The following is an 18,513-nucleotide window of genomic DNA, read 5'->3' on the forward strand; positions in this document are numbered from 1 at the left end:
CCATCATGCACAACCGTGAAATGCAGGATCGTAATTTTAACGATATCGCCGACAAATTTGCCCGCAACATTTATGGCACCACCAAGGGGCGGCTGCGTCAGGCGGTATTGTGGCAGGATTTGGAAACTCTGCTGACGCGCCTGCCGCCACGACCGCTGCGTATCCTGGATGCGGGCGGCGGCGAAGGGCCGATGTCGCGTCGGCTGGCGGCGTTGGGGCACCAGGTCTTGTTGTGCGATCTGTCCGATGAGATGATTGCACGCGCCCGTGAGGCGGCATGTGAACAGGGCGTGGCTGATAACATGCAATTTGTGCGCTGTGCGGCACAGGATATTGGCGAACATCTGTCGCAACCGGTGGACCTGGTGCTGTTTCACGCCGTACTGGAGTGGGTAGCACAGCCGCAACAGGCGTTGCAGGCGTTGAGCGATTGTCTGGCACCGGGCGGCGCGTTGTCGCTGATGTTCTACAACCATCAGGCGCTGGTGATGCGCAACATGGTGCTGGGCAATTTCGGCTATGTGGAAGCCGGTATGCCCAAACGTAAACGCCGTTCACTGTCGCCGGATCACCCGCTGGACCCTCAGCAGGTCTATCAATGGCTCACTGAGCTGGGACTAGAACCGAGCGGCAAGACCGGCATACGAGTATTTCATGACTACCTGCAAAACAAGCAACAACAGATCGACGATTTTGACCTGCTGCTGGCGCTGGAACAGCGCTATTGTCGGCAAGAGCCCTTTATCAGCCTGGGGCGCTACATTCATGTCATGGCGCACAAGCATGTTATGGCGCACAAGCATGTCATGGCGCATAAGCCCCCTATGAAGGATGCATTATGAGTGATTTTTCCCAGACCGTACCCGAACTGGTTGCCTGGGCGAGAAAGAATGACTTCGCTATTACGCTGCCCACCGAGCGTCTGGCGTTTTTGTTGGCCATCGCCACCCTGAATGGCGAACGAATGGACGGCGAAATGAGCGAAGGGGAACTGGTGGATGCCTTTCGTCACGTCAGTAAAGGTTTTGAGCAGACCAACGAAACCATTCCGGTGCGCGCCAACAATGCGATCAACGATTTGGTGCGTCAACGTCTGATCAACCGTTTTACCAGCGAGCTGGCGGACGGCAACGCAATTTACCGTTTGACGCCGCTGGGTATCGGCATCACCGATTATTACATTCGCCAGCGTGAGTTTTCCGCTCTGCGCTTGTCGATGCAGTTGTCGATCGTGGCGCAGGAATTGGGCCGTGCGGCGGAGGCGGCTGAAGAAGGGGGCGATGAGTTCCACTGGCACCGCAACGTGTTTGCGCCGCTCAAGTATTCGGTGGCGGAAATTTTCGACAGTATTGACCTGTCGCAGCGGGTGATGGATGAGCAACAGCAGGGAGTGAAAGAAAATATTGCCGGGTTGCTCAATCAGGACTGGCGTGCGGCGATCGCCAACTGTGAAAAACTGCTGACTGAAACCTCCGACACCCTGCGCGAACTACAGGATACGCTGGAAGCGGCGGGCGACAAACTGCAAACCAGCCTGCTGCGCATTCAGGATGCGACGCTCGGCCACGCTGAACTGACGTTTGTCGACAATCTGGTTTTTGACCTGCAGGGTAAGCTTGACCGCATTATCAGTTGGGGCCAGCAGAGCATCGATCTGTGGATCGGCTATGACCGCCATGTACACAAATTTATCCGTACCGCCATCGACATGGATAAAAATCGCGTGTTTGCCCAGCGTTTGCGCCAGTCGGTTCAAAGCTATTTCGAGGCGCCCTGGGCGCTGACTTACGCCAATGCCGATCGCCTGCTGGATATGCGTGATGAAGAGTTGGCGTTGCGCTCCGAGGAGGTCACCGGCGAGTTGCCGCCGGACCTGGAGTATGAAGCCTTCAGTGAAATTCGCGAGCAGATCGCCGCCATGATCGAACAGGCGCTGCAGAAATATAAACAGCAACAAATACCGCTTAATCTGGGGGATGTCGTGCGGGAATACCTGAAACAGTACCCGTGCTCGCAGCATTTCGACGTTGCCCGAATCGTGGTCGACCAGGCGGTTCGCCTGGGCGTGGCCGAAGCTGATTTTACCGGATTACCTGCGCTGTGGCAGGCAATCAATGATTACGGAGCCAAGGTGCAGGCCCATGTCATCGACAAATATTGATCAACAGGTTTCCGCGCGGCTGATGACCGCGCTTTCCAACACCTTGTTTCCGGCGCTGGACAGCCAACTGCGCTCCGGCCGTCACATCGGCGTGGAAGAGCTGGAAAATCACGTTTTCCTGATGGATTTTCAGGATGAGCTGGAGCAGTTCTACGGCCGTTACAACGTAGAATTAATTCGCGCGCCGGAAGGGTTTTTCTACCTGCGTCCGCGTTCTACCACACTGATCCCGCGTTCGGTGCTGTCCGAACTGGACATGATGGTGGGCAAAATTCTCTGTTACCTCTACCTCAGTCCCGAACGGTTGGCGCATGAAGGCATCTTCAGCCAGCAGGAGTTGTATGAGGAGCTGTTGAGTCTGGCGGATGAAAACAAGCTGCTGAAACTGGTGAACCAGCGTTCCACCGGTTCTGACCTTGACCGGCAGAAACTGCAGGAGAAAGTGCGTACTTCGCTTAACCGGTTACGTCGCCTCGGCATGATTTATTTCATGGGTGCCGACAGCAGCAAATTCCGCATTACCGAGGCGGTGTTCCGCTTTGGCGCCGATGTGCGCAGCGGCGACGACCCGCGCGAAGCGCAATTGCGGATGATTCGCGACGGCGAAGCCATGCCGATAGACGGCAGCCTGTCGCTGGACGATAGCGATGATGGCGACGGCGCCGGCGATAACGCTTCCAGTGATGATCAACGAGCTGAGGATGAACAGGAATGATTGAACGCGGTAAATTTCGCTCACTGACGCTGGTTAACTGGAACGGTTTCTTTGCCCGCACCTTTGATCTGGACGAACTGGTTACCACCCTGTCCGGGGGCAACGGCGCCGGGAAATCCACCACTATGGCGGCGTTTATCACCGCGCTGATCCCGGATTTGACATTACTGCACTTCCGTAACACCACGGAAGCCGGCGCCACCAGTGGTTCCCGCGATAAAGGGCTGCACGGTAAGCTGCGCGCCGGTGTGTGTTACTCGGTGCTGGATGTGGTCAACTCCCGTCACCAGCGTGTGCTGGTCGGGGTTCGCTTGCAGCAGGTCGCCGGGCGCGATCGCAAGGTCGACATTAAACCTTTCACTATTCAGGGATTGCCGGTCGCCGTCTCGCCGACGCAGATTCTCACCCAGACGGTGGGCGAGCGGCAGGCGCGCGTCCTGTCGTTGCAGGAAGTAAAAGACAGGCTCGACGAGTACGAAGGCGTTCAGTTCAAGCAGTTCAACTCCATTACCGATTACCATTCGTTGATGTTTGATCTGGGCGTCGTGCCCAGACGCCTGCGTTCGGCATCGGACCGCAGTAAGTTTTATCGCCTGATCGAAGCCTCGCTGTACGGCGGGATTTCCAGCGCCATTACCCGGTCGCTGCGCGATTATTTGCTGCCGGAAAACAGCGGCGTGCGCAAAGCTTTCCAGGATATGGAAGCCGCACTGCGCGAAAACCGCATGACGCTGGAAGCGATCCGCGTTACCCAATCGGACCGCGACCTGTTCAAGCATCTGATCTCCGAAGCCACCTCGTACGTGGCGGCGGATTACATGCGCCACGCCAATGAACGGCGTATACACCTTGACGGCGCGCTGGCGCTGCGTCGCGAGCTGTTCGCCAGCCGTAAGCAGTTGATTACCGAGCAAAACCGCCATGTGGAAATGGCGCGTGAACTGCAAGAGCAAAGCGGTGCCGAAAGCGATCTGGAAACCGATTATCAGGCCGCCAGCGATCACCTCAATCTGGTGCAAACCGCGATGCGCCAGCAGGAGAAGATCGAGCGTTACAACGCCGACCTGGAAGAGCTGAGCTACCGGCTGGAAGAACAAAACGAGGTGGTGGAAGAGGCGCGCGATCAACTGGAAGAGAACGAAGCCCGCGCTGACGCCGCCGAGCAGGAAGTGGATGAACTGAAAAGCCAACTGGCCGACTACCAGCAGGCGCTGGATGTGCAGCAGACGCGCGCTATTCAGTATAATCAGGCGCAGCAGGCGCTGGAGCGCGCCCGTAGCCTGTGTCAGGTCTCGGAGCTGACGCCGGACAACGCCGATGAATGGCTCGACAGTTTCCAGGCCAAAGAACAGGAAGCCACCGAACTGCTATTGATGCTGGAGCAGAAACTGAGCGTGGCGGATGCCGCCAGCAGCCAGTTCGAGCACGCGTACCAGTTGGTGTGCCGTATCGCCGGTGCCATCAGCCGCAGCGAAGCCTGGGACGTGGCCCGAGACCTGCTGCGCGATAGCTCTTCTCAGCGCTATCTGGCCGAGCAGGTGCAGCCGCTGCGTATGCGGTTGTCGGAGCTGGAACAACGCCGACGCGAGCAGCAGGATGCCGAGCGTTTATTGCAGGAATTCGTCAAACGCAGCGGTCAGGATTACCAGCCGGAAGATCTCGACGACCTGCAACAGGAACTGGAAGCGCGTATCGAAGACCTGTCCGTCCGTGTGTCGGAAGCCGGCGAGCACCGGCTGGCGCTGCGTCAGGAACTGGAGCAGATCCAACAGCGTATCGCGCAGTTGACCACCCGCGCACCGGTATGGCTGGCGGCGCAGGAATCCCTGACTCAGTTGGGCGAGCAGAGCGGCGAACACTTTGCCGACAGCCAGCAAGTTACTGAATTCATGCAGCAACTACTGGAGCGCGAACGTGAAACCACGGTGGAGCGCGACAGCGTGGCGGTGCGCAAACAGCAGGTGGATGCGCAGATTGAACGCCTGAGCCAGCCGGGCGGCTCCGAAGACCCTAGGCTTAACGCGCTGGCGGAGCGATTCGGCGGTGTGCTGCTGTCCGAAATCTATGACGACGTCACGCTGGATGACGCGCCGTACTTCTCCGCGTTATACGGCCCGGCGCGTCACGCCATCGTGGTGGCGGATCTGTCGCTGGTGCGTGAGCAACTGGCCGGTCTGGAAGATTGTCCGGAAGATCTCTACCTGATCGAAGGGGATCCGCAATCGTTCGACGATAGCGTGTTCGAAGTGGAAGAGCTGGAAAAAGCGGTGGTGGTGAAAATCGCCGATCGGCAGTGGCGCTATTCCCGCTTCCCGGAAGTGCCGCTGTTTGGCCGTGCCGCCCGCGAGCAGCGCCTGGAGAGTTTGCGCGAAGAGCGCGAGCAATTGGCCGAGCAGTACGCCACACTGTCGTTTGATGTACAGAAGATCCAGCGTTTGCATCAGGCGTTCAGTCGCTTTATCGGCAGCCACTTAGCGGTGGCGTTTGAGGCGGATCCGGAAGCGGAAATCCGCCAGATCAGCGGCCGGCGCGGCGAGCTGGAGCGCGCCATCAGCAATTTCGATAACGAAAATCAGCAGCAGCGTCAGCAGTATGAGCAAGCCAAAGAGCAGGTCGGCATGTTGAATCGCCTGATCCCGCGCATCAGCCTGCTGTGCGATGACGCGCTGGTCGATCGGGTGGAAGAGCTGCGCGAAGAGCTGGACGAAGCCGAAGACGCGGCGCGTTTTATGCAGCAGCACGGTACTTCGCTGGCGAAACTGGAACCGCTGGCGACGGTGTTACAGAACGACCCGCAACAGCATGAACAGATGCGCGAAGATTATGCAAAGGCGCAGGCGGTGCAACGCACGGCCAAACAGCAGGCGTTTGCCCTGACCGAAGTGGTGCAGCGCCGCGCACATTTCAGTTATACCGACTCGGCGGGCATGCTGAACGCGAATGCCGATCTCAACGATAAACTGCGCCAGCGGCTGGAGCAAGCGGAGCAGGAACGTACCCGCGCCCGCGAGCAGCTTCGCCAGCAGCAGTCGCAACTGACCCAATACAGCCAGTTGCAGGCATCGTTAAAGAGTTCTTACGACGCGAAACGCGACATGCTCAAGGAACTGACGCAAGAGCTGTCGGATATCGGCGTACGTGCCGACGCCGATGCCGAAGTGCGTGCCCGGGCGCGTCGTGATGAGCTGCACGCCGCGTTGAGCGCCAACCGTTCCCGCCGCAATCAACTGGAAAAACAGATTACCTTCTGTGAAGCGGAAATGGATAGCCTGCAGAAAAAACTGCGTAAGCTGGAGCGTGATTACCACGTGATGCGCGAGCAGGTGGTGACCGCCAAAGCGGGTTGGTGCGCGGTGATGCGGCTGGTGAAAGATAACGGCGTCGAGCGTCGCTTGCATCGCCGTGAGCTGGCGTACATGAGCGGCGATGACCTGCGATCCATGTCGGATAAGGCACTGGGCGCGTTGCGTCAGGCGGTGGCGGATAACGAACACCTGCGTGATGTGCTGCGTATGTCGGAAGATCCGAAACGCCCGGAGCGCAAAGTCCAGTTCTACATTGCGGTATATCAGCATCTGCGTGAGCGTATCCGTCAGGATATCATCCGTACCGATGACCCGGTGGAAGCCATCGAACAGATGGAGATCGAACTGAACCGGCTGACCGAAGAGCTGACTGCCCGCGAGAAGACGCTGGCGATCAGTTCCCGCAGCGTGGCGAACATCATCCGCAAGACCATTCAGCGCGAGCAGAACCGCATTCGTATGCTCAACCAGGGGCTACAGGCGGTGGCGTTTGGTCAGGTGAAGAGCGTGCGGCTGAATGTCAACGTGCGCGAAACCCATACCACGCTGCTGAATGTGTTGTCTGAACAGCAAGAGCTGCATCAGGATCTGTTCAACAGCACTCGACTGACCTTCTCCGAAGCGCTGGCGAAGCTGTATCAGCGCCTGAATCCGGAAATCGACATGGGGCAACGCACGCCGCAAACCATCGGTGAAGAGCTGCTGGATTACCGCAACTATCTGGAGATGGAAGTGGAAGTCAACCGTGGCGCCGACGGCTGGCTGCGCGCCGAGAGCGGGGCGCTGTCCACCGGTGAAGCCATCGGGACCGGGATGTCGATTCTGGTGATGGTGGTGCAGAGCTGGGAAGAAGAGTCCCGTCGCTTGCGCGGCAAAGATATCTCGCCGTGCCGTCTGCTGTTCCTCGATGAAGCGGCGCGTCTGGATGCCAAGTCTATCGCCACCTTGTTCGAGCTGTGCGAACGGCTGGAAATGCAGTTGATTATTGCGGCGCCGGAGAACATCAGCCCGGAAAAAGGCACTACCTACAAGCTGGTGCGAAAAGTGTTCCAGAACCACGAGCATGTGCACGTGGTGGGGCTGCGCGGATTTGGCAGCGAACCGGCGGAAACGACGCAACAGGCATCCTAAGATTGTTTATTCTGTTAATGCCCGCGACTGCGGGCATTTTTTTACCTGCCGTCCTGCTGCCTGCAAACGCGAGGTTGACGAGCGGTGGATCGCTGATCTGGCGGGATACACGGTGGCCTGTGCATCGTCCGAGACGGTGAGTAAAATGCAGCACATAAATAGAAGCGTCAAGACAGGGAGAAAAATTTGAACATCAATGCATTACCGCTGGATGCCAATACCAATGGCTGGTCGGCGATGTTGTCGCCGCGAGTAGCGAAGCCGTCGTTGCGCCAGACGATCAAGGCGGATTGGCTGGTGATTGGCGCGGGTTACGCCGGGCTGGCGTTCGCCCGCCGAATAGCGGAAAACCGCCCGCATGAGCAGGTGGTGGTGCTGGATGCCGTTGACATTGATGACAGCGCGTCTGCGCGCAATTCCGGTTTCGCTATCGACTTGCCACACAATATCGGTAGCTCTACCGCGGAACTGGAAAAGGCCGCCAACTATCGCCGCTTATTGCACGCCGGGCTGGCGCAACTGGAAGCGTTGATCGCCCGTCATGGCATTGAATGTGACTGGAACCGACGCGGCAAGTATCACTGTATTGTCCGACCCGAACTGGGGGGATTACTGGAACAGTACGCCCATGAATTGCGGGCCTTGTCGGAACCTTACCAGTTATTGCAGGGCGAGGCGTTGGCTCAACAGTTGGGCACACCTTATTACCATGCGGCGATCCATACGCCGAATTGCGTGTTGCTCAACCCGGCGGCGTTGGTGCGGGGGCTGGCGGATAGTCTGCCCGATAACGTGATGCTATATGAACGTTCGCCGGTGCTGGAGATTCAACCCGGCCGCACGGCGCGGGTGCGTACGCCTTATGGCGAGGTACAGGCCCGGCAGGTGATGGTGGCGACCAACGGTTGCGCCCGACAATTGCCGATGTTCTCCCGTCAGGTCGTGGGGTTGTCGACGTTTGCCACCCTCACCGAACCGCTGACGGCAGAACAACAACAGCGCATCGGCCAGATTGGCGAGTGGGGGATGACGCCAGCCAACGCCATCGCGGGGGCAACGTTACGCTACACCCGTGATCACCGCTTCCTGATTCGCCAGCATGTGGCCTACGTGCCTGGTTACACTGTCACGTCAGGCTACACCGCGGAGATTACGCGGCGACATCAGGCGATCTTTCTGTCTCGTTTTCCGCAACTGGCCGATGTACCGGTCGCTCATACCTGGTCCGGCATGATAGGCGTGACACGCAACGGGGCGCCCGGCTGGGGGCGCTATGGCGATAATCTGTATGCCGCGGTGGGATGCAACGGCGCCGGCATTTCCAAACAGACCATTGCCGGCAGCACGCTGGCGGATCTGGCGACCGGCGTCGATAACCCGTTGATTGACGATATGCAGGCGCTGGGAAAACCTAACTTCATTCCACCGCGTCCGCTACTGGATATCGGCATTCACGGCAGTATTTTGAAAGAGCGCTGGTTGGGGCGAAAAGAGTATTAAAGCGCGTCAGGCCGGTTTGAGAGGGTTTCACCCTGAATTGCCGCCATGGATGGCGTCATTGCCATGAGATAAAACGCTTGACCTTCCCGTTACTGGAAGGTGCAGTCTGCCGGCCATGATCATCATTTTTCCTCATGATAGTCGACTGGAGGAGTGACATATGCGTCGCCGCGAGTTCATCAAGTTAGCCACTATGCTGGGGGCCGCCAACCTGCTGCCCTGGTGGAGCCGTTCCGTATGGGCCGACGAACGCCCGATTCTGCCTGTGCCGCCACTGTTGTCGCCGGATGCGGGCGGCAACCTTGCCCTGAAATTGCAGACCGGTAGTATGCGCTGGCTGGCCGGGCTGGAAACCGCAACCTGGGGTGTTAACGGCGGTTTCTTAGGGCCGGCGTTGCGACTGGAACAGGGCCAGGCGGTCACCCTCAACGTCACGAATACCTTGCCTGAAACCACCACGTTGCACTGGCATGGACTGGAAATTCCCGGTAATGCCGATGGCGGCCCACAGGCGGAAATTACACCGGGAAGCACATGGAGTGCGGCGTTCCGGGTCGAGCAACCGGCAGCGACGGCGTGGTTTCATCCACATACCCACGGGGTAACGGGGCGGCAGGTGGCGATGGGGCTGGGGGGATTGATTCTGATTCAGGATGCCGCCAGCCGGGCGTTGCCGTTGCCTTCTCAATGGGGGGTAGATGATATTCCATTGATCTTGCAGGACAAACGGCTGGATGCCAAAGGGCAGATTGATTATCAACTGGATGTGATGTCGGCGGCTGTGGGCTGGTTTGGCGACCTGATGCTGACCAACGGCACGCGCTACCCGCAGCATCATGCGCCGCGTGGTTGGCTGCGTTTGCGAGTGCTTAACGGGTGTAACGCCCGTTCGCTGACGCTGGCTGCCGGCGATGGCCGCCCGCTGTATGTGATTGCCAGCGAGGGTGGCTTGCTGGCGGAGCCGGTGCAGATGAGCGCGTTGACCGTGCTGATGGGTGAACGTTTTGAGGTATTGGTCGATGCGCGTGACGGTAAAGCGTTCGATATAGTGACGTTGCCGGTCACACAGATGGGGATGAGTTTGCCGCCGTTCGATCAGCCATTGCCGGTGTTACGTATTCAGCCGACTTTGCAACCGGGGGCAGGGCAACTGCCGGAAACGCTGGCGTCATTGCCGACGCTGCCGTCAACGTCAGGACTGAAAACACGTCAGTTACAGTTAACGATGGACCCACAACTCGACATGCTGGGCATGCAGGCACTCATGCAGCGTTATGGTATGCAGGCGATGGCAGGGATGAATATGGCCGAGCACGGCTCGATGTCGGGTATGTCTATGCCGTCCGGCTCAGGGCAGAATGGCATGAACCACGGTAATATGACCCACGGTAAGATGAATCATGGCGCCATGAATTCACAGACGGGGCAGGCGGCGCTGGATATGATGTCGGCCAATCGCATCAATGGCGCGGCATTCCAGATGGGACAACCGATGTTTGAGGTTAAACGCGGTGATCTCGAAGTGTGGAGTATTTCCGGGCAAGGCGACATGATGTTGCATCCTTTTCATATTCACGGCACTCGCTTTCGTATCTTGTCTGAGAATGGCAAACCGCCTGCCGCCCATCGACAAGGGTGGAAAGACATTGTGCATGTGGAGGGCGCGCGCAGCGAAGTGCTGGTGCAGTTCAATCACCCCGCGCCGAAAGAGCGGGCGTTTATGGCGCACTGCCATTTACTGGAGCACGAAGACACCGGCATGATGATGTCGTTTACCGTCTCCTGATACCTCGGCTGGAAGGGCGCTGTCCGTTGCCCTGACGCCCTTCAGGCGTCGGCGTCGGACAGCGCTTTTTCTTGCTCGTTGAGCCGCTGATCGAAACGTTCACGCGCCTGGGTTACCTGCGGCAGATGCTCCGTCGTCCAGCGATAAAGCGCCTGAAACGGCTCCTTCAGTGTGTTCCCGAGCGGTGTGATGTGGTATTCCACCGCAATCGGCGAAAACGTCAGTACCCGACGTTCTACAATACCGTTACGCTCCAGTTTTCGCAGGCACTGCGTCAGCGCTTTTTGCGTGATGCCTTCCAGACTGCGTTTGATTTCGTTAAAGCGCAGCGGTTTTTCGCATAGCGCGCCCAGTACCAGCACCGACCATTTGTCGGCGATTTGCTCCAGCAAAAAACGGCTGGGGCAGTTGGCGTGGGAGTAAGGAGATGTACAAGATTTCGGCATAGTAGTTTCCTTTAGGCTACCAGGTAGCATAAATGTGCCTGATTGACACCAGGTTTACATTGTATACCATCACAGGTTCGTGCCCAAGGAGATTGATTACATGGCCAATATTGATGTGTTGTTTCGTCCTTTTACGTTAAAAACACTGCAATTAAAAAATCGTATCGTGATGGCGCCGATGACCCGTTGTTTCGCCGCCGATGGTATTCCGGGCGATGATATTGCCGCCTATTATCGCCGTCGGGCGGAGGGTGAAGTCGGGTTGATTTTGTCTGAAGGCACCGTCGTGGATCGCCCCGGTTCGCGTAACCACCCCGGGATTCCGTTTTTTCATGGCGAGCGTGCGTTAGCGGGCTGGCAGCATGTGATTGACGAAGTCCACGCAGCCGGCGGCAAGATGGGGCCGCAAATATGGCATGTTGGTTCGGCTCCGTATCACGGGGTGGAATGGGAACCGGATTACATCGAAAGCCCGTCGGGGTTGTTCTCACCGGAGATGGAGCGCGGTCATGCCATGACCGATGAAGACATTGCCGATACCATCTTGGCATTTGGTCGCGCCGCGGCCGACGCGAAGCGCCTGGGGTTTGATACGCTGGAATTGCATGGTGCACATGGTTACCTGATCGACCAGTTCTTCTGGGGCGAGACCAACCAGCGTACTGATGCGTTCGGTGGGGCGACGATTAAACAACGTGCGCGTTTTGCCGCTGAGGTAGTGAAGAGTGTTCGAGACGCCGTAGGGCCGGATTTCCCGCTGATTTTGCGCGTCAGTCAATGGAAGCAGCAGGACTATAGCGCCCGTCTGGCACCGACGCCGCTGGCGCTGGAAGACTGGTTGGCGCCGTTGGTCTCCGCGGGCGTGGATATTCTACACTGTTCGCAGCGTCGCTTCTGGGAACCGGAATTTCCGGATGTAGATGGCGAGAATGGGCTGAACTTCGCCGGTTGGGTGAAGAAAGTGACCGGTGCCGCGACCATCAGCGTAGGGTCTGTCGGTTTGTCTGATGAGTTTTTCAGCGCCTTTGCCGGCAAAGGCGCCAACCCGGCGAGCCTGGATAAACTGCTCGAGCGTATGGAACGTGACGAGTTTGATTTGATCGCCGTCGGTCGTGTACTGCTGACTGACCCGCAATGGGCGGCGAAAGTTCAGCGTCATGAACTGAATAGCCTTAACGGTTTCGAGGCGGCTTCCCTCGGCCAACTGCTGTAAACCTTGTCAGGCCCCGTTATCTCGGGGCCTTTTGACGCACGCTATAATCTGACGGCTATAGCATTCGGATCGCGGCATTGACGACAAAACGGCTCTCTTCACTGATCGGGCATTCCTCCGGAATATCAGACGGTTGACGCACGATTTGCCAGGCATCGTGTTCGCTTTCGTTCAGACAGATTTCTTCCTGCATCACATCAACCAGAAAATTCCATTGCCGGACTTTTTCGTTAGTGGGTGCCAGATAATCGAAAAAACCCAGATAGTGACGGATATAACGCAACCGCAAACCGGTTTCTTCCTGCAATTCTCGCATCAGGGTGGCAAGCAGGTTGTGATCGCCGGGTTCACGTCCGCCACCGGGAATCTCCCAGTGTCCGGGTAACTCCGGATCATTGGCGCTGCGGCGCACCAGCAGTATACCGCCTCGGAATACCACCGCCGCCGCCATGGTCTGCCGGGTAATCCCTTCCTGTTGAGCCTGAAACTCAAACTGACACAACATCCTGGTGTAGGTGCTGTCCTGTGGTGAAAACAAAAACATGCTCTAGTACCTGCACTGGGTGAATGGACGCCTCCAACCGGACATGCTAGCGAGTCCGGATGACAGTGATATTTCACACACAGAATAAGTACAATAGAAATCTTTACAAAAGTAATTATTGTTATTCAATGTTTCGATATTAATTGACATAAGCCCGCGCAAAGGCGGGCTAAGAGAGAGGATAAGCCGACAAGGTAATCGGCGTCAGAACGGGGATCAGCGAATGTTAGGTACGCGGATGTTGCCATCGCGGCACTGTGTTTTTATCGATTTGCCACAAGACTGAAAATTTAGATCTTTGTCCATACACACCCGAATTTCAGACAGCTCCGGGCCGCTACAAATCGCCACGATACCCCCTTGCGGTATCGCCGGATTGCTCTGGCGGAATGAGGCCAGAATTTGGTCCGCCGTCATTTGCAACGGCTTGGCCGGCGCGTTGAAACTGGCCGGGATTTTCACCTTGGTCAGCGCCTGGTCTGCCGCCTGTAAATACCCGTTCGCGCCCAGCCCGCTACAGGTGCCGTGTTTTTCCCACTCGTGCGTGAGCAGGTCATCGGTTGGGAACAGGGTATTGCCGTACTTGCGCTCTTGCGCGGTAAGCGCCGTTATCGGCGGGCAGTCTTGCGGCCAGCCGCCGTTGGCATATTGCGGCCACAAGCCGTGCAGTACAAAGCCATACCCCTTGGAGCATTGCTCATTGCTGGCGTGGGTCAGACAAAATGTGGGCGACCAGGATAACGTCAGCAGATAGAAATCAAACACCCCCGCCTGGCCTTTTGCCGGTGCGGCGGGGCTGGTCATCAGGCCGGTTGCCAATACCAGTCCGGCCAATAACGAATATACTTTTTTCATCATCTTCTCCTGTCGAATTTTCAATTTTTCAGGCGCAACAATCCTGTTGCGCCCAATTTTTGCCGATGAGTAATAACCAATAAACCTCTTTGATAAATCTTATTTTTCAGATCATCAGTTAAAGAGGATATAACCAAAATAATTCGCGCTGCAGGATAACACGCCCGCGCTTTGAATAACGCAACGTATTAACCCTTCAGGGCAAGGCTTATTTGAGCCTTGTAACATGGCAACCGTGCGAACCCTGGATGCTCACCTTGGCAACTGGGGAAGAGCGGGTAGCCAATATACCTGCAACCTGGCGTATGATGGGTATAAATAATTGTTATCTCTGCGCTATGTTGATGCGGCAGCTGTAATCTGTATGAATAAAAAAGTGATAAATGTCAAATTCCGGCGTGAAATTTATTAAAAATTCACACTGAATGCAGAAGGTGTTGTGCCGTGGGATGAGGCGATTCGTTATCAGTGATTATCCTGAAAAATAAAGCGGCACAATAATAAATGCGAGATAAATAATAGCCGGAGTTAATTACTTGCTGGATTGTTTTTTGACGGGTTGTCTTAAAAATAATCAGTCGCGGTATATGAATAATGGCCGTAAGTGGTGTTTAGTCGAGCACATAGTGTTTTATCGGTCATCTAACGGTGAAGGGGGATGTATGCCATCATGGATTGCGTGGGTTATTCCGCTCACCGAAAAATGGCCAGAACATTAATCCGGCATACCTGCGAACGGCAATACGCGATGTAACGCAACGTATTGCACCAGCATAATGGTTTTGGCGTCCATAATCGTGCCGTCGGCAATGGCCGCCAATGCCTGCGGCAACGTCATCTCCAGCGTTTCTACATCTTCGCCCTCATCCAGCACGCCGCCACCCTCGCCGATACGAGAATGGTCGTCATATTCGCCCAGAAAGAAATAGAGCTTTTCCGTCACCGAACCGGGGCTCATATAAGCTTCCATCACTTTGCGAACATGGAATACCCGGTAGCCGGTTTCCTCTTCCGCTTCGGCGCGAATCCGCACCTCGGGGTCGGCATAGTCAAGCAAGCCGGCGGCGGCTTCAATCAGCATTCCGTCGTGGCCGTTGACGAATACCGGAAAACGAAACTGACGGGTCAACAATAATGTCTGTTTGCGGCGATGATACAACAGGATGACTGCGCCATTACCGCGATCGTAGGTTTCCCGGCTTTGCCGCTGCCAGGTGCCATCCCGGCGTAGAAAGTCGAAGGTGTTTTTCTTCAGCACATACCAATCATCAGACAGTACCACGCTGTCAATAATGCGTACCCGGTCTCGTGTGGCGAGCATTGCAACACTCCTGAATAAGTGATGAGCGGCTATCCTAACCTGGTTTTTCGTGCATCTTCAAGATTTTTCGTGCGTATTTGTGCAGATTATTGGGGTTGAAAATCGGTATTTTGGTAATAAAGCGTGCAATATCAGGCATGATCAGGTAAAAAAGGGATGAAAAAACGTATCGGAGAAACACCATGCTGACCACGCAACGTAAACAGCGGATTCTGGAACAACTGGCGGCTGAAGGACAGGTACTGGCAAAGCAATTAAGCGAAGCCTTTGGCGTTTCGGAAGATACCATTCGGCGTGACTTGCGCGAGCTGGCCAGCGAGGGGCGATTACAGCGGGTGCATGGCGGCGCCTTGCCCGCTTCCGGCACGGTGGTCAGTTTTGATGCGCGCAGCCGGATAGCGATAAGCGCCAAGCATCAACTGGCGCAGGCTGCCGCTGCGCTGATACTACCGGGTCAGGTGGTGATGATTGACGGCGGCACCACCAGTGGTGAACTGGTGAAGTGCCTGCCGTTGACGCTGGCGGCGACGGTGGTGACCCACAGCCCGAGCGTGGCGGTGGCGCTGGTAAATCATCCCGGCATCGAGGTGGTAGTGATTGGCGGTCGTCTTTACAAGCATTCACTGGTTGCGGTAGGCGCCGCGGCGGTGGAGGCGCTGGCGACGATCCGCGCCGATATCTTTTTTATGGGCGTAACCGGTGTGCATCCGCAGGCGGGGTTTAGCACCGGCGATCTGGAAGAGGCGTATATCAAACGAGCGCTGGCGGCACGCGCAGCGGAAACGGTGGTCATGGCGACACAGGATAAGTTGAATGTCGCCTCTCGTTATGCGATCGGCGAACTTACTATGGCCAGCACGCTGATTGTGGAATCCGCGGTGCCTGACGAGGTGACGGCACCTTTTGCGCAGGCGTTAAGCCTTATTCGCGCATAAATGCGCTAACAACGCTGATGGACGATAGCGTTATCGGCGTAGGCATTACCGTGCAGAAACGTGCATCGGAGGGCGTGCCGTCTCAGCTGTTACCGTCATTACTCAGATAACGGGCCGACAGGCGCGGACCAGTGAAACTCGCTCGCCAATTGGCTGAGCGTTTCACGTACCAGACGAACCGCGCCGTCACGGATGATTGTCGGGCGGAATCCGAGTTCGATGGCGTAATCCGGCATAGACAACGGGCACGGCAGGCAACGCAGATGCGGCGTACGGGCAGCAATGGCCTGAGCGGCGTGGGCGGGCAGCGTCGCCAGCAGAGTATCATCCTGCAGTAGCCAGGGGATCGCGGCAAAATGGGTGGTGGAGGCAGCAATACGTCGGCTGAATCCCAGCTCCGCCAGTTGCTCGTCTACCAGCCCGATATGTCCGCCGTGTGAGATCAACAGGTGCGGTGTGTGAATAAATCGCTCCAGCGACAGCGTCGTCACGTCCCGGCTTACCAGGCAGGCATAGCCGCCACTGGCGACCTGCACTTTCGACAGTGAACGGTAGCTGAAACCGCCCGCCGTCAGCGCCAGATCCAGCTCATGACGCAGCAGCAGGTCGGCCGCAATCTGGCTGTGGGCTTGCCGAAACACCAGCCGCAAGCCAGGTGCCCGCTGGTGCAGGCGGGTAATCAGCATCTGCCCCAGCGCCAGTTCAAAATCATCCGACAATCCCAACGTGACGGTGCGGCCGACATACGCCTGTGGGTGAGGTTGGAGCAACATCAATGTTTCACGGCATTTGTTGAGTGCATCGCTGACCAACGGCTGCAGTTCGTGTGCACGCGGTGTCGGCATCAAGCCCCGGCCGGTACGCACGAATAGCGGATCGCCGTACCACTGCCGGAGCCGTTTTAACGTCGCGCTGACGGCGGATTGGGTAATGCCGAGGCGTAAACCGGCGCGGCTGGCGCTACCTTCCTCGTACAACGCCTCAAACGTCTTGAGCAGATTCAAATCCAGACTGCTGATATTTATTTCATTCATATCAATCAACAACGAAATGGGCTTCATTCAACTCAGCGGGACAGGCAGCATACCACCATCCTGTGGCTCTCGGGCCCGATTAACTCACCGGAGAAAAGACGATGGCGACATCGGTAGTGGCTGCATTACAGATAGGGAGTTCACCCGCCGGCAAAACGGCGACGCTGGAGGCGATTCTGGCATGGGAAACGGAAATTGTTCGTAGCGGCGCGGTGTTGGTGGTCATGCCGGAAGCGTTGCTGGGCGGCTATCCCAAAGGGGAGATGTTCGGCACTTATCTGGGTTATCGCCTGCCGCAAGGGCGCGAGACGTTCGCACAGTATTATCACCATGCTGTTGATCTGGATGGCGAAGAGTGTGCCGCGCTGGCGGCGTTGTCGGCCCGTACCGGCGCCACGCTGGTGGTGGGTGCGATAGAGCGTGACGGCAACACCTTATACTGCACCGCGTTATTTTTCACGCCGGAAGCCGGGCTGGCGGGCAAGCATCGTAAGCTGATGCCTACCGGCACCGAGCGGCTGATCTGGGGGCAGGGCGACGGCTCCACTTTGACGGTCATCGATTCACCGGCAGGTAAAGTCGGCGCGGCGATCTGCTGGGAAAACCATATGCCGTTGCTGCGTATGGCGATGTACGGCAAAGGGGTACAGATTTGGTGCGCACCAACGGTGGACGAACGCGATATCTGGCAAGCCTCAATGCGGCATATCGCCCATGAAGGGCGCTGTTTTGTGATTACCGCCTGTCAGGTGCAACCTTCGCCTGCTGCGCTGGGTATCGAGGTGCCCGGCTGGGACCCGCAACGACCACTGATCAACGGCGGTAGCCTGATAGTCGATCCGCTGGGCAACGTACTGGCCGGGCCGCTGACTGGTGAGACGGGGTTACTGACGGCGGAAATCGACACCGACCTGCTAGCCGGCGCCCGTTACGATCTGGATGTGGTCGGTCATTACGCCCGACCGGACGTATTTTCGCTGACGGTGGATGAGCGGGAGCGGAAAACGGTGCGGTATTGGGGGGATTAGGGTTGTTAGTCGTAAATACTACTTGCTATTGCATCTGGGTAACTTACCGTGAGCGCGAACAAACTTCAGAATTTGCCTGCGCTCTAAATATCTTATGTACGCTGAGGCACAAATACCGTCTATTGGGATAGGACATACCGATACCCAAAGCATGGTTTCTGGCACATTGCCGAATTCTTCTTTGTTGTTTTTGCGAAAAGTATTGCCACCAGAATGACCGGGTTTCTCGTTAAAGGCGGATACAGCGAATTGATGAATTCGCTTACCAAGCGTTTGACTTGTCGTTTCGCCGATATAGATGATGGATTTATTAGTGATATGACAATCAGCAGGTGCTGTATCACCCATAGCAATCATGTAGACGCCGTGTAGATGCTTTTCAGCGATATCCTGTCTTTTTGTCAGGTTTATCCACGGTTGGAATTTGGTTTTTTCAAGCATACGAATCTCTGTCTGATGCGGCGGTCCAAAACGGCAAGCCGTTTTGTCGAACCCTGTCGTGGGTTCTCGTCCGCCCCGGCACTGGTTAAAAACAAAAA

At 56.7% G+C, this 18,513-nt stretch carries 15 protein-coding genes; 9 read left to right on the top strand and 6 right to left on the bottom strand.

The features are described 5' to 3' along the window. The first annotated feature begins 20 nt into the window (after positions 1-20). The 6 genes from cmoM (at position 21) to cueO (ending at position 10,598) form a co-directional block, all read left to right on the top strand. Positions 21-842, top strand: a complete 822-nt coding sequence (gene cmoM / locus DCH402_RS09325) for a tRNA uridine 5-oxyacetic acid(34) methyltransferase CmoM (RefSeq protein ID WP_040003514.1) — start codon at positions 21-23, stop codon at positions 840-842. Then, a complete protein-coding gene (gene mukF, locus DCH402_RS09330) occupies positions 839-2,161 on the top strand; it encodes a chromosome partition protein MukF (protein WP_040000835.1) in 1,323 nt (440 codons plus the stop codon). Before cmoM ends, mukF begins: the two co-directional genes overlap by 4 nt. Then, positions 2,142-2,876: a chromosome partition protein MukE gene (mukE, locus tag DCH402_RS09335; protein ID WP_040000837.1), complete on the top strand. Its 735-nt coding sequence runs from the start codon at positions 2,142-2,144 to the stop codon at positions 2,874-2,876. The genes mukF and mukE overlap by 20 nt, the downstream gene beginning before the upstream one ends. After that, complete coding sequence (gene mukB / locus DCH402_RS09340) at positions 2,873-7,312, top strand: chromosome partition protein MukB (protein WP_040000838.1); 4,440 nt, start codon at positions 2,873-2,875, stop codon at positions 7,310-7,312. Before mukE ends, mukB begins: the two co-directional genes overlap by 4 nt. A 186-nt stretch (positions 7,313-7,498) precedes the next feature. Further along, positions 7,499-8,812, top strand: a complete 1,314-nt coding sequence (locus DCH402_RS09345) for an NAD(P)/FAD-dependent oxidoreductase (protein ID WP_040000839.1) — start codon at positions 7,499-7,501, stop codon at positions 8,810-8,812. A 160-nt stretch (positions 8,813-8,972) separates the two neighbouring features. Continuing rightward, positions 8,973-10,598 carry a multicopper oxidase CueO gene (gene cueO, locus DCH402_RS09350; protein ID WP_040000840.1) on the top strand — a complete coding sequence of 542 codons (1,626 nt, stop codon included), beginning with the start codon at positions 8,973-8,975 and terminating at the stop codon, positions 10,596-10,598. A 41-nt stretch (positions 10,599-10,639) separates the two neighbouring features. Here the strand turns inward: cueO and DCH402_RS09355 are convergent, their stop codons facing one another. Next, positions 10,640-11,044, bottom strand: coding sequence for a winged helix-turn-helix transcriptional regulator (locus DCH402_RS09355; protein WP_226052261.1), 405 nt, complete (start codon positions 11,042-11,044; stop codon positions 10,640-10,642). A 100-nt stretch (positions 11,045-11,144) separates the two neighbouring features. Here DCH402_RS09355 and DCH402_RS09360 point away from each other — a divergent pair, with 100 nt between their 5' ends. Continuing rightward, positions 11,145-12,257, top strand: a complete 1,113-nt coding sequence (locus DCH402_RS09360) for an NADH:flavin oxidoreductase (RefSeq protein WP_040000843.1) — start codon at positions 11,145-11,147, stop codon at positions 12,255-12,257. A gap of 55 nt (positions 12,258-12,312) precedes the next feature. Here the strand turns inward: DCH402_RS09360 and DCH402_RS09365 are convergent, their stop codons facing one another. The 3 genes from DCH402_RS09365 to DCH402_RS09375 all read right to left on the bottom strand — a co-directional run bounded on the left by DCH402_RS09365 (position 12,313) and on the right by DCH402_RS09375 (position 14,977). Continuing rightward, positions 12,313-12,801 (bottom strand): NUDIX hydrolase, encoded by a 489-nt coding sequence (locus DCH402_RS09365; RefSeq protein WP_040000844.1) that lies wholly within the window; start codon positions 12,799-12,801, stop codon positions 12,313-12,315. Positions 12,802-13,017: 216 nt separating this feature from the next. Further along, positions 13,018-13,659, bottom strand: a complete 642-nt coding sequence (locus tag DCH402_RS09370; RefSeq protein WP_226052263.1) for a ribonuclease T2 — start codon at positions 13,657-13,659, stop codon at positions 13,018-13,020. Positions 13,660-14,371: 712 nt separating this feature from the next. Further along, positions 14,372-14,977 (bottom strand): NUDIX domain-containing protein, encoded by a 606-nt coding sequence (locus tag DCH402_RS09375; protein ID WP_040000847.1) that lies wholly within the window; start codon positions 14,975-14,977, stop codon positions 14,372-14,374. Between the two features lie 182 nt (positions 14,978-15,159). On the opposite strand from DCH402_RS09375, the gene DCH402_RS09380 reads away from it, so the two are divergent. Continuing rightward, positions 15,160-15,912 (top strand): DeoR/GlpR family DNA-binding transcription regulator, encoded by a 753-nt coding sequence (locus DCH402_RS09380; protein WP_040000848.1) that lies wholly within the window; start codon positions 15,160-15,162, stop codon positions 15,910-15,912. Between the two features lie 98 nt (positions 15,913-16,010). On the opposite strand, the gene DCH402_RS09385 is transcribed toward DCH402_RS09380, so the two are convergent. Continuing rightward, entirely contained in the window at positions 16,011-16,946 is a 936-nt protein-coding gene (locus tag DCH402_RS09385; protein ID WP_040003515.1) for a LysR family transcriptional regulator, read from the bottom strand. 101 nt (positions 16,947-17,047) lie between these two features. Between DCH402_RS09385 and DCH402_RS09390 the strand changes: the two genes are divergently transcribed. Next, positions 17,048-17,974, top strand: coding sequence for a carbon-nitrogen hydrolase family protein (locus DCH402_RS09390; protein ID WP_040000849.1), 927 nt, complete (start codon positions 17,048-17,050; stop codon positions 17,972-17,974). Positions 17,975-17,992: 18 nt separating this feature from the next. Here DCH402_RS09390 and DCH402_RS09395 read toward each other — a convergent pair. Continuing rightward, positions 17,993-18,513 (bottom strand): hypothetical protein (locus tag DCH402_RS09395; protein ID WP_233276345.1); only part of this gene is annotated, 521 nt, incomplete at its 5' end.

This window comes from Dickeya chrysanthemi NCPPB 402 (genome assembly GCF_000406105.1).
Lineage (GTDB): Bacteria > Pseudomonadota > Gammaproteobacteria > Enterobacterales > Enterobacteriaceae > Dickeya > Dickeya chrysanthemi.

What these genes read in the sequence shown, in the direction of transcription:
- DCH402_RS09390 (WP_040000849.1), top strand. Translation starts at nt 17,048, where the DNA reads ATGGCGACATCGGTAGTGGCTGCATTACAGATAGGGAGTTCACCCGCC.
- mukF (WP_040000835.1), top strand. Translation starts at nt 839, where the DNA reads ATGAGTGATTTTTCCCAGACCGTACCCGAACTGGTTGCCTGGGCGAGA.
- cmoM (WP_040003514.1), top strand. Translation starts at nt 21, where the DNA reads ATGCAGGATCGTAATTTTAACGATATCGCCGACAAATTTGCCCGCAAC.
- mukB (WP_040000838.1), top strand. Translation starts at nt 2,873, where the DNA reads ATGATTGAACGCGGTAAATTTCGCTCACTGACGCTGGTTAACTGGAAC.
- mukE (WP_040000837.1), top strand. Translation starts at nt 2,142, where the DNA reads ATGTCATCGACAAATATTGATCAACAGGTTTCCGCGCGGCTGATGACC.
- DCH402_RS09385 (WP_040003515.1), bottom strand. Translation starts at nt 16,946, where the DNA reads ATGAATGAAATAAATATCAGCAGTCTGGATTTGAATCTGCTCAAGACG.
- DCH402_RS09365 (WP_040000844.1), bottom strand. Translation starts at nt 12,801, where the DNA reads ATGTTTTTGTTTTCACCACAGGACAGCACCTACACCAGGATGTTGTGT.
- DCH402_RS09360 (WP_040000843.1), top strand. Translation starts at nt 11,145, where the DNA reads ATGGCCAATATTGATGTGTTGTTTCGTCCTTTTACGTTAAAAACACTG.
- DCH402_RS09380 (WP_040000848.1), top strand. Translation starts at nt 15,160, where the DNA reads ATGCTGACCACGCAACGTAAACAGCGGATTCTGGAACAACTGGCGGCT.
- DCH402_RS09355 (WP_226052261.1), bottom strand. Translation starts at nt 11,044, where the DNA reads ATGCCGAAATCTTGTACATCTCCTTACTCCCACGCCAACTGCCCCAGC.
- cueO (WP_040000840.1), top strand. Translation starts at nt 8,973, where the DNA reads ATGCGTCGCCGCGAGTTCATCAAGTTAGCCACTATGCTGGGGGCCGCC.
- DCH402_RS09375 (WP_040000847.1), bottom strand. Translation starts at nt 14,977, where the DNA reads ATGCTCGCCACACGAGACCGGGTACGCATTATTGACAGCGTGGTACTG.
- DCH402_RS09370 (WP_226052263.1), bottom strand. Translation starts at nt 13,659, where the DNA reads ATGATGAAAAAAGTATATTCGTTATTGGCCGGACTGGTATTGGCAACC.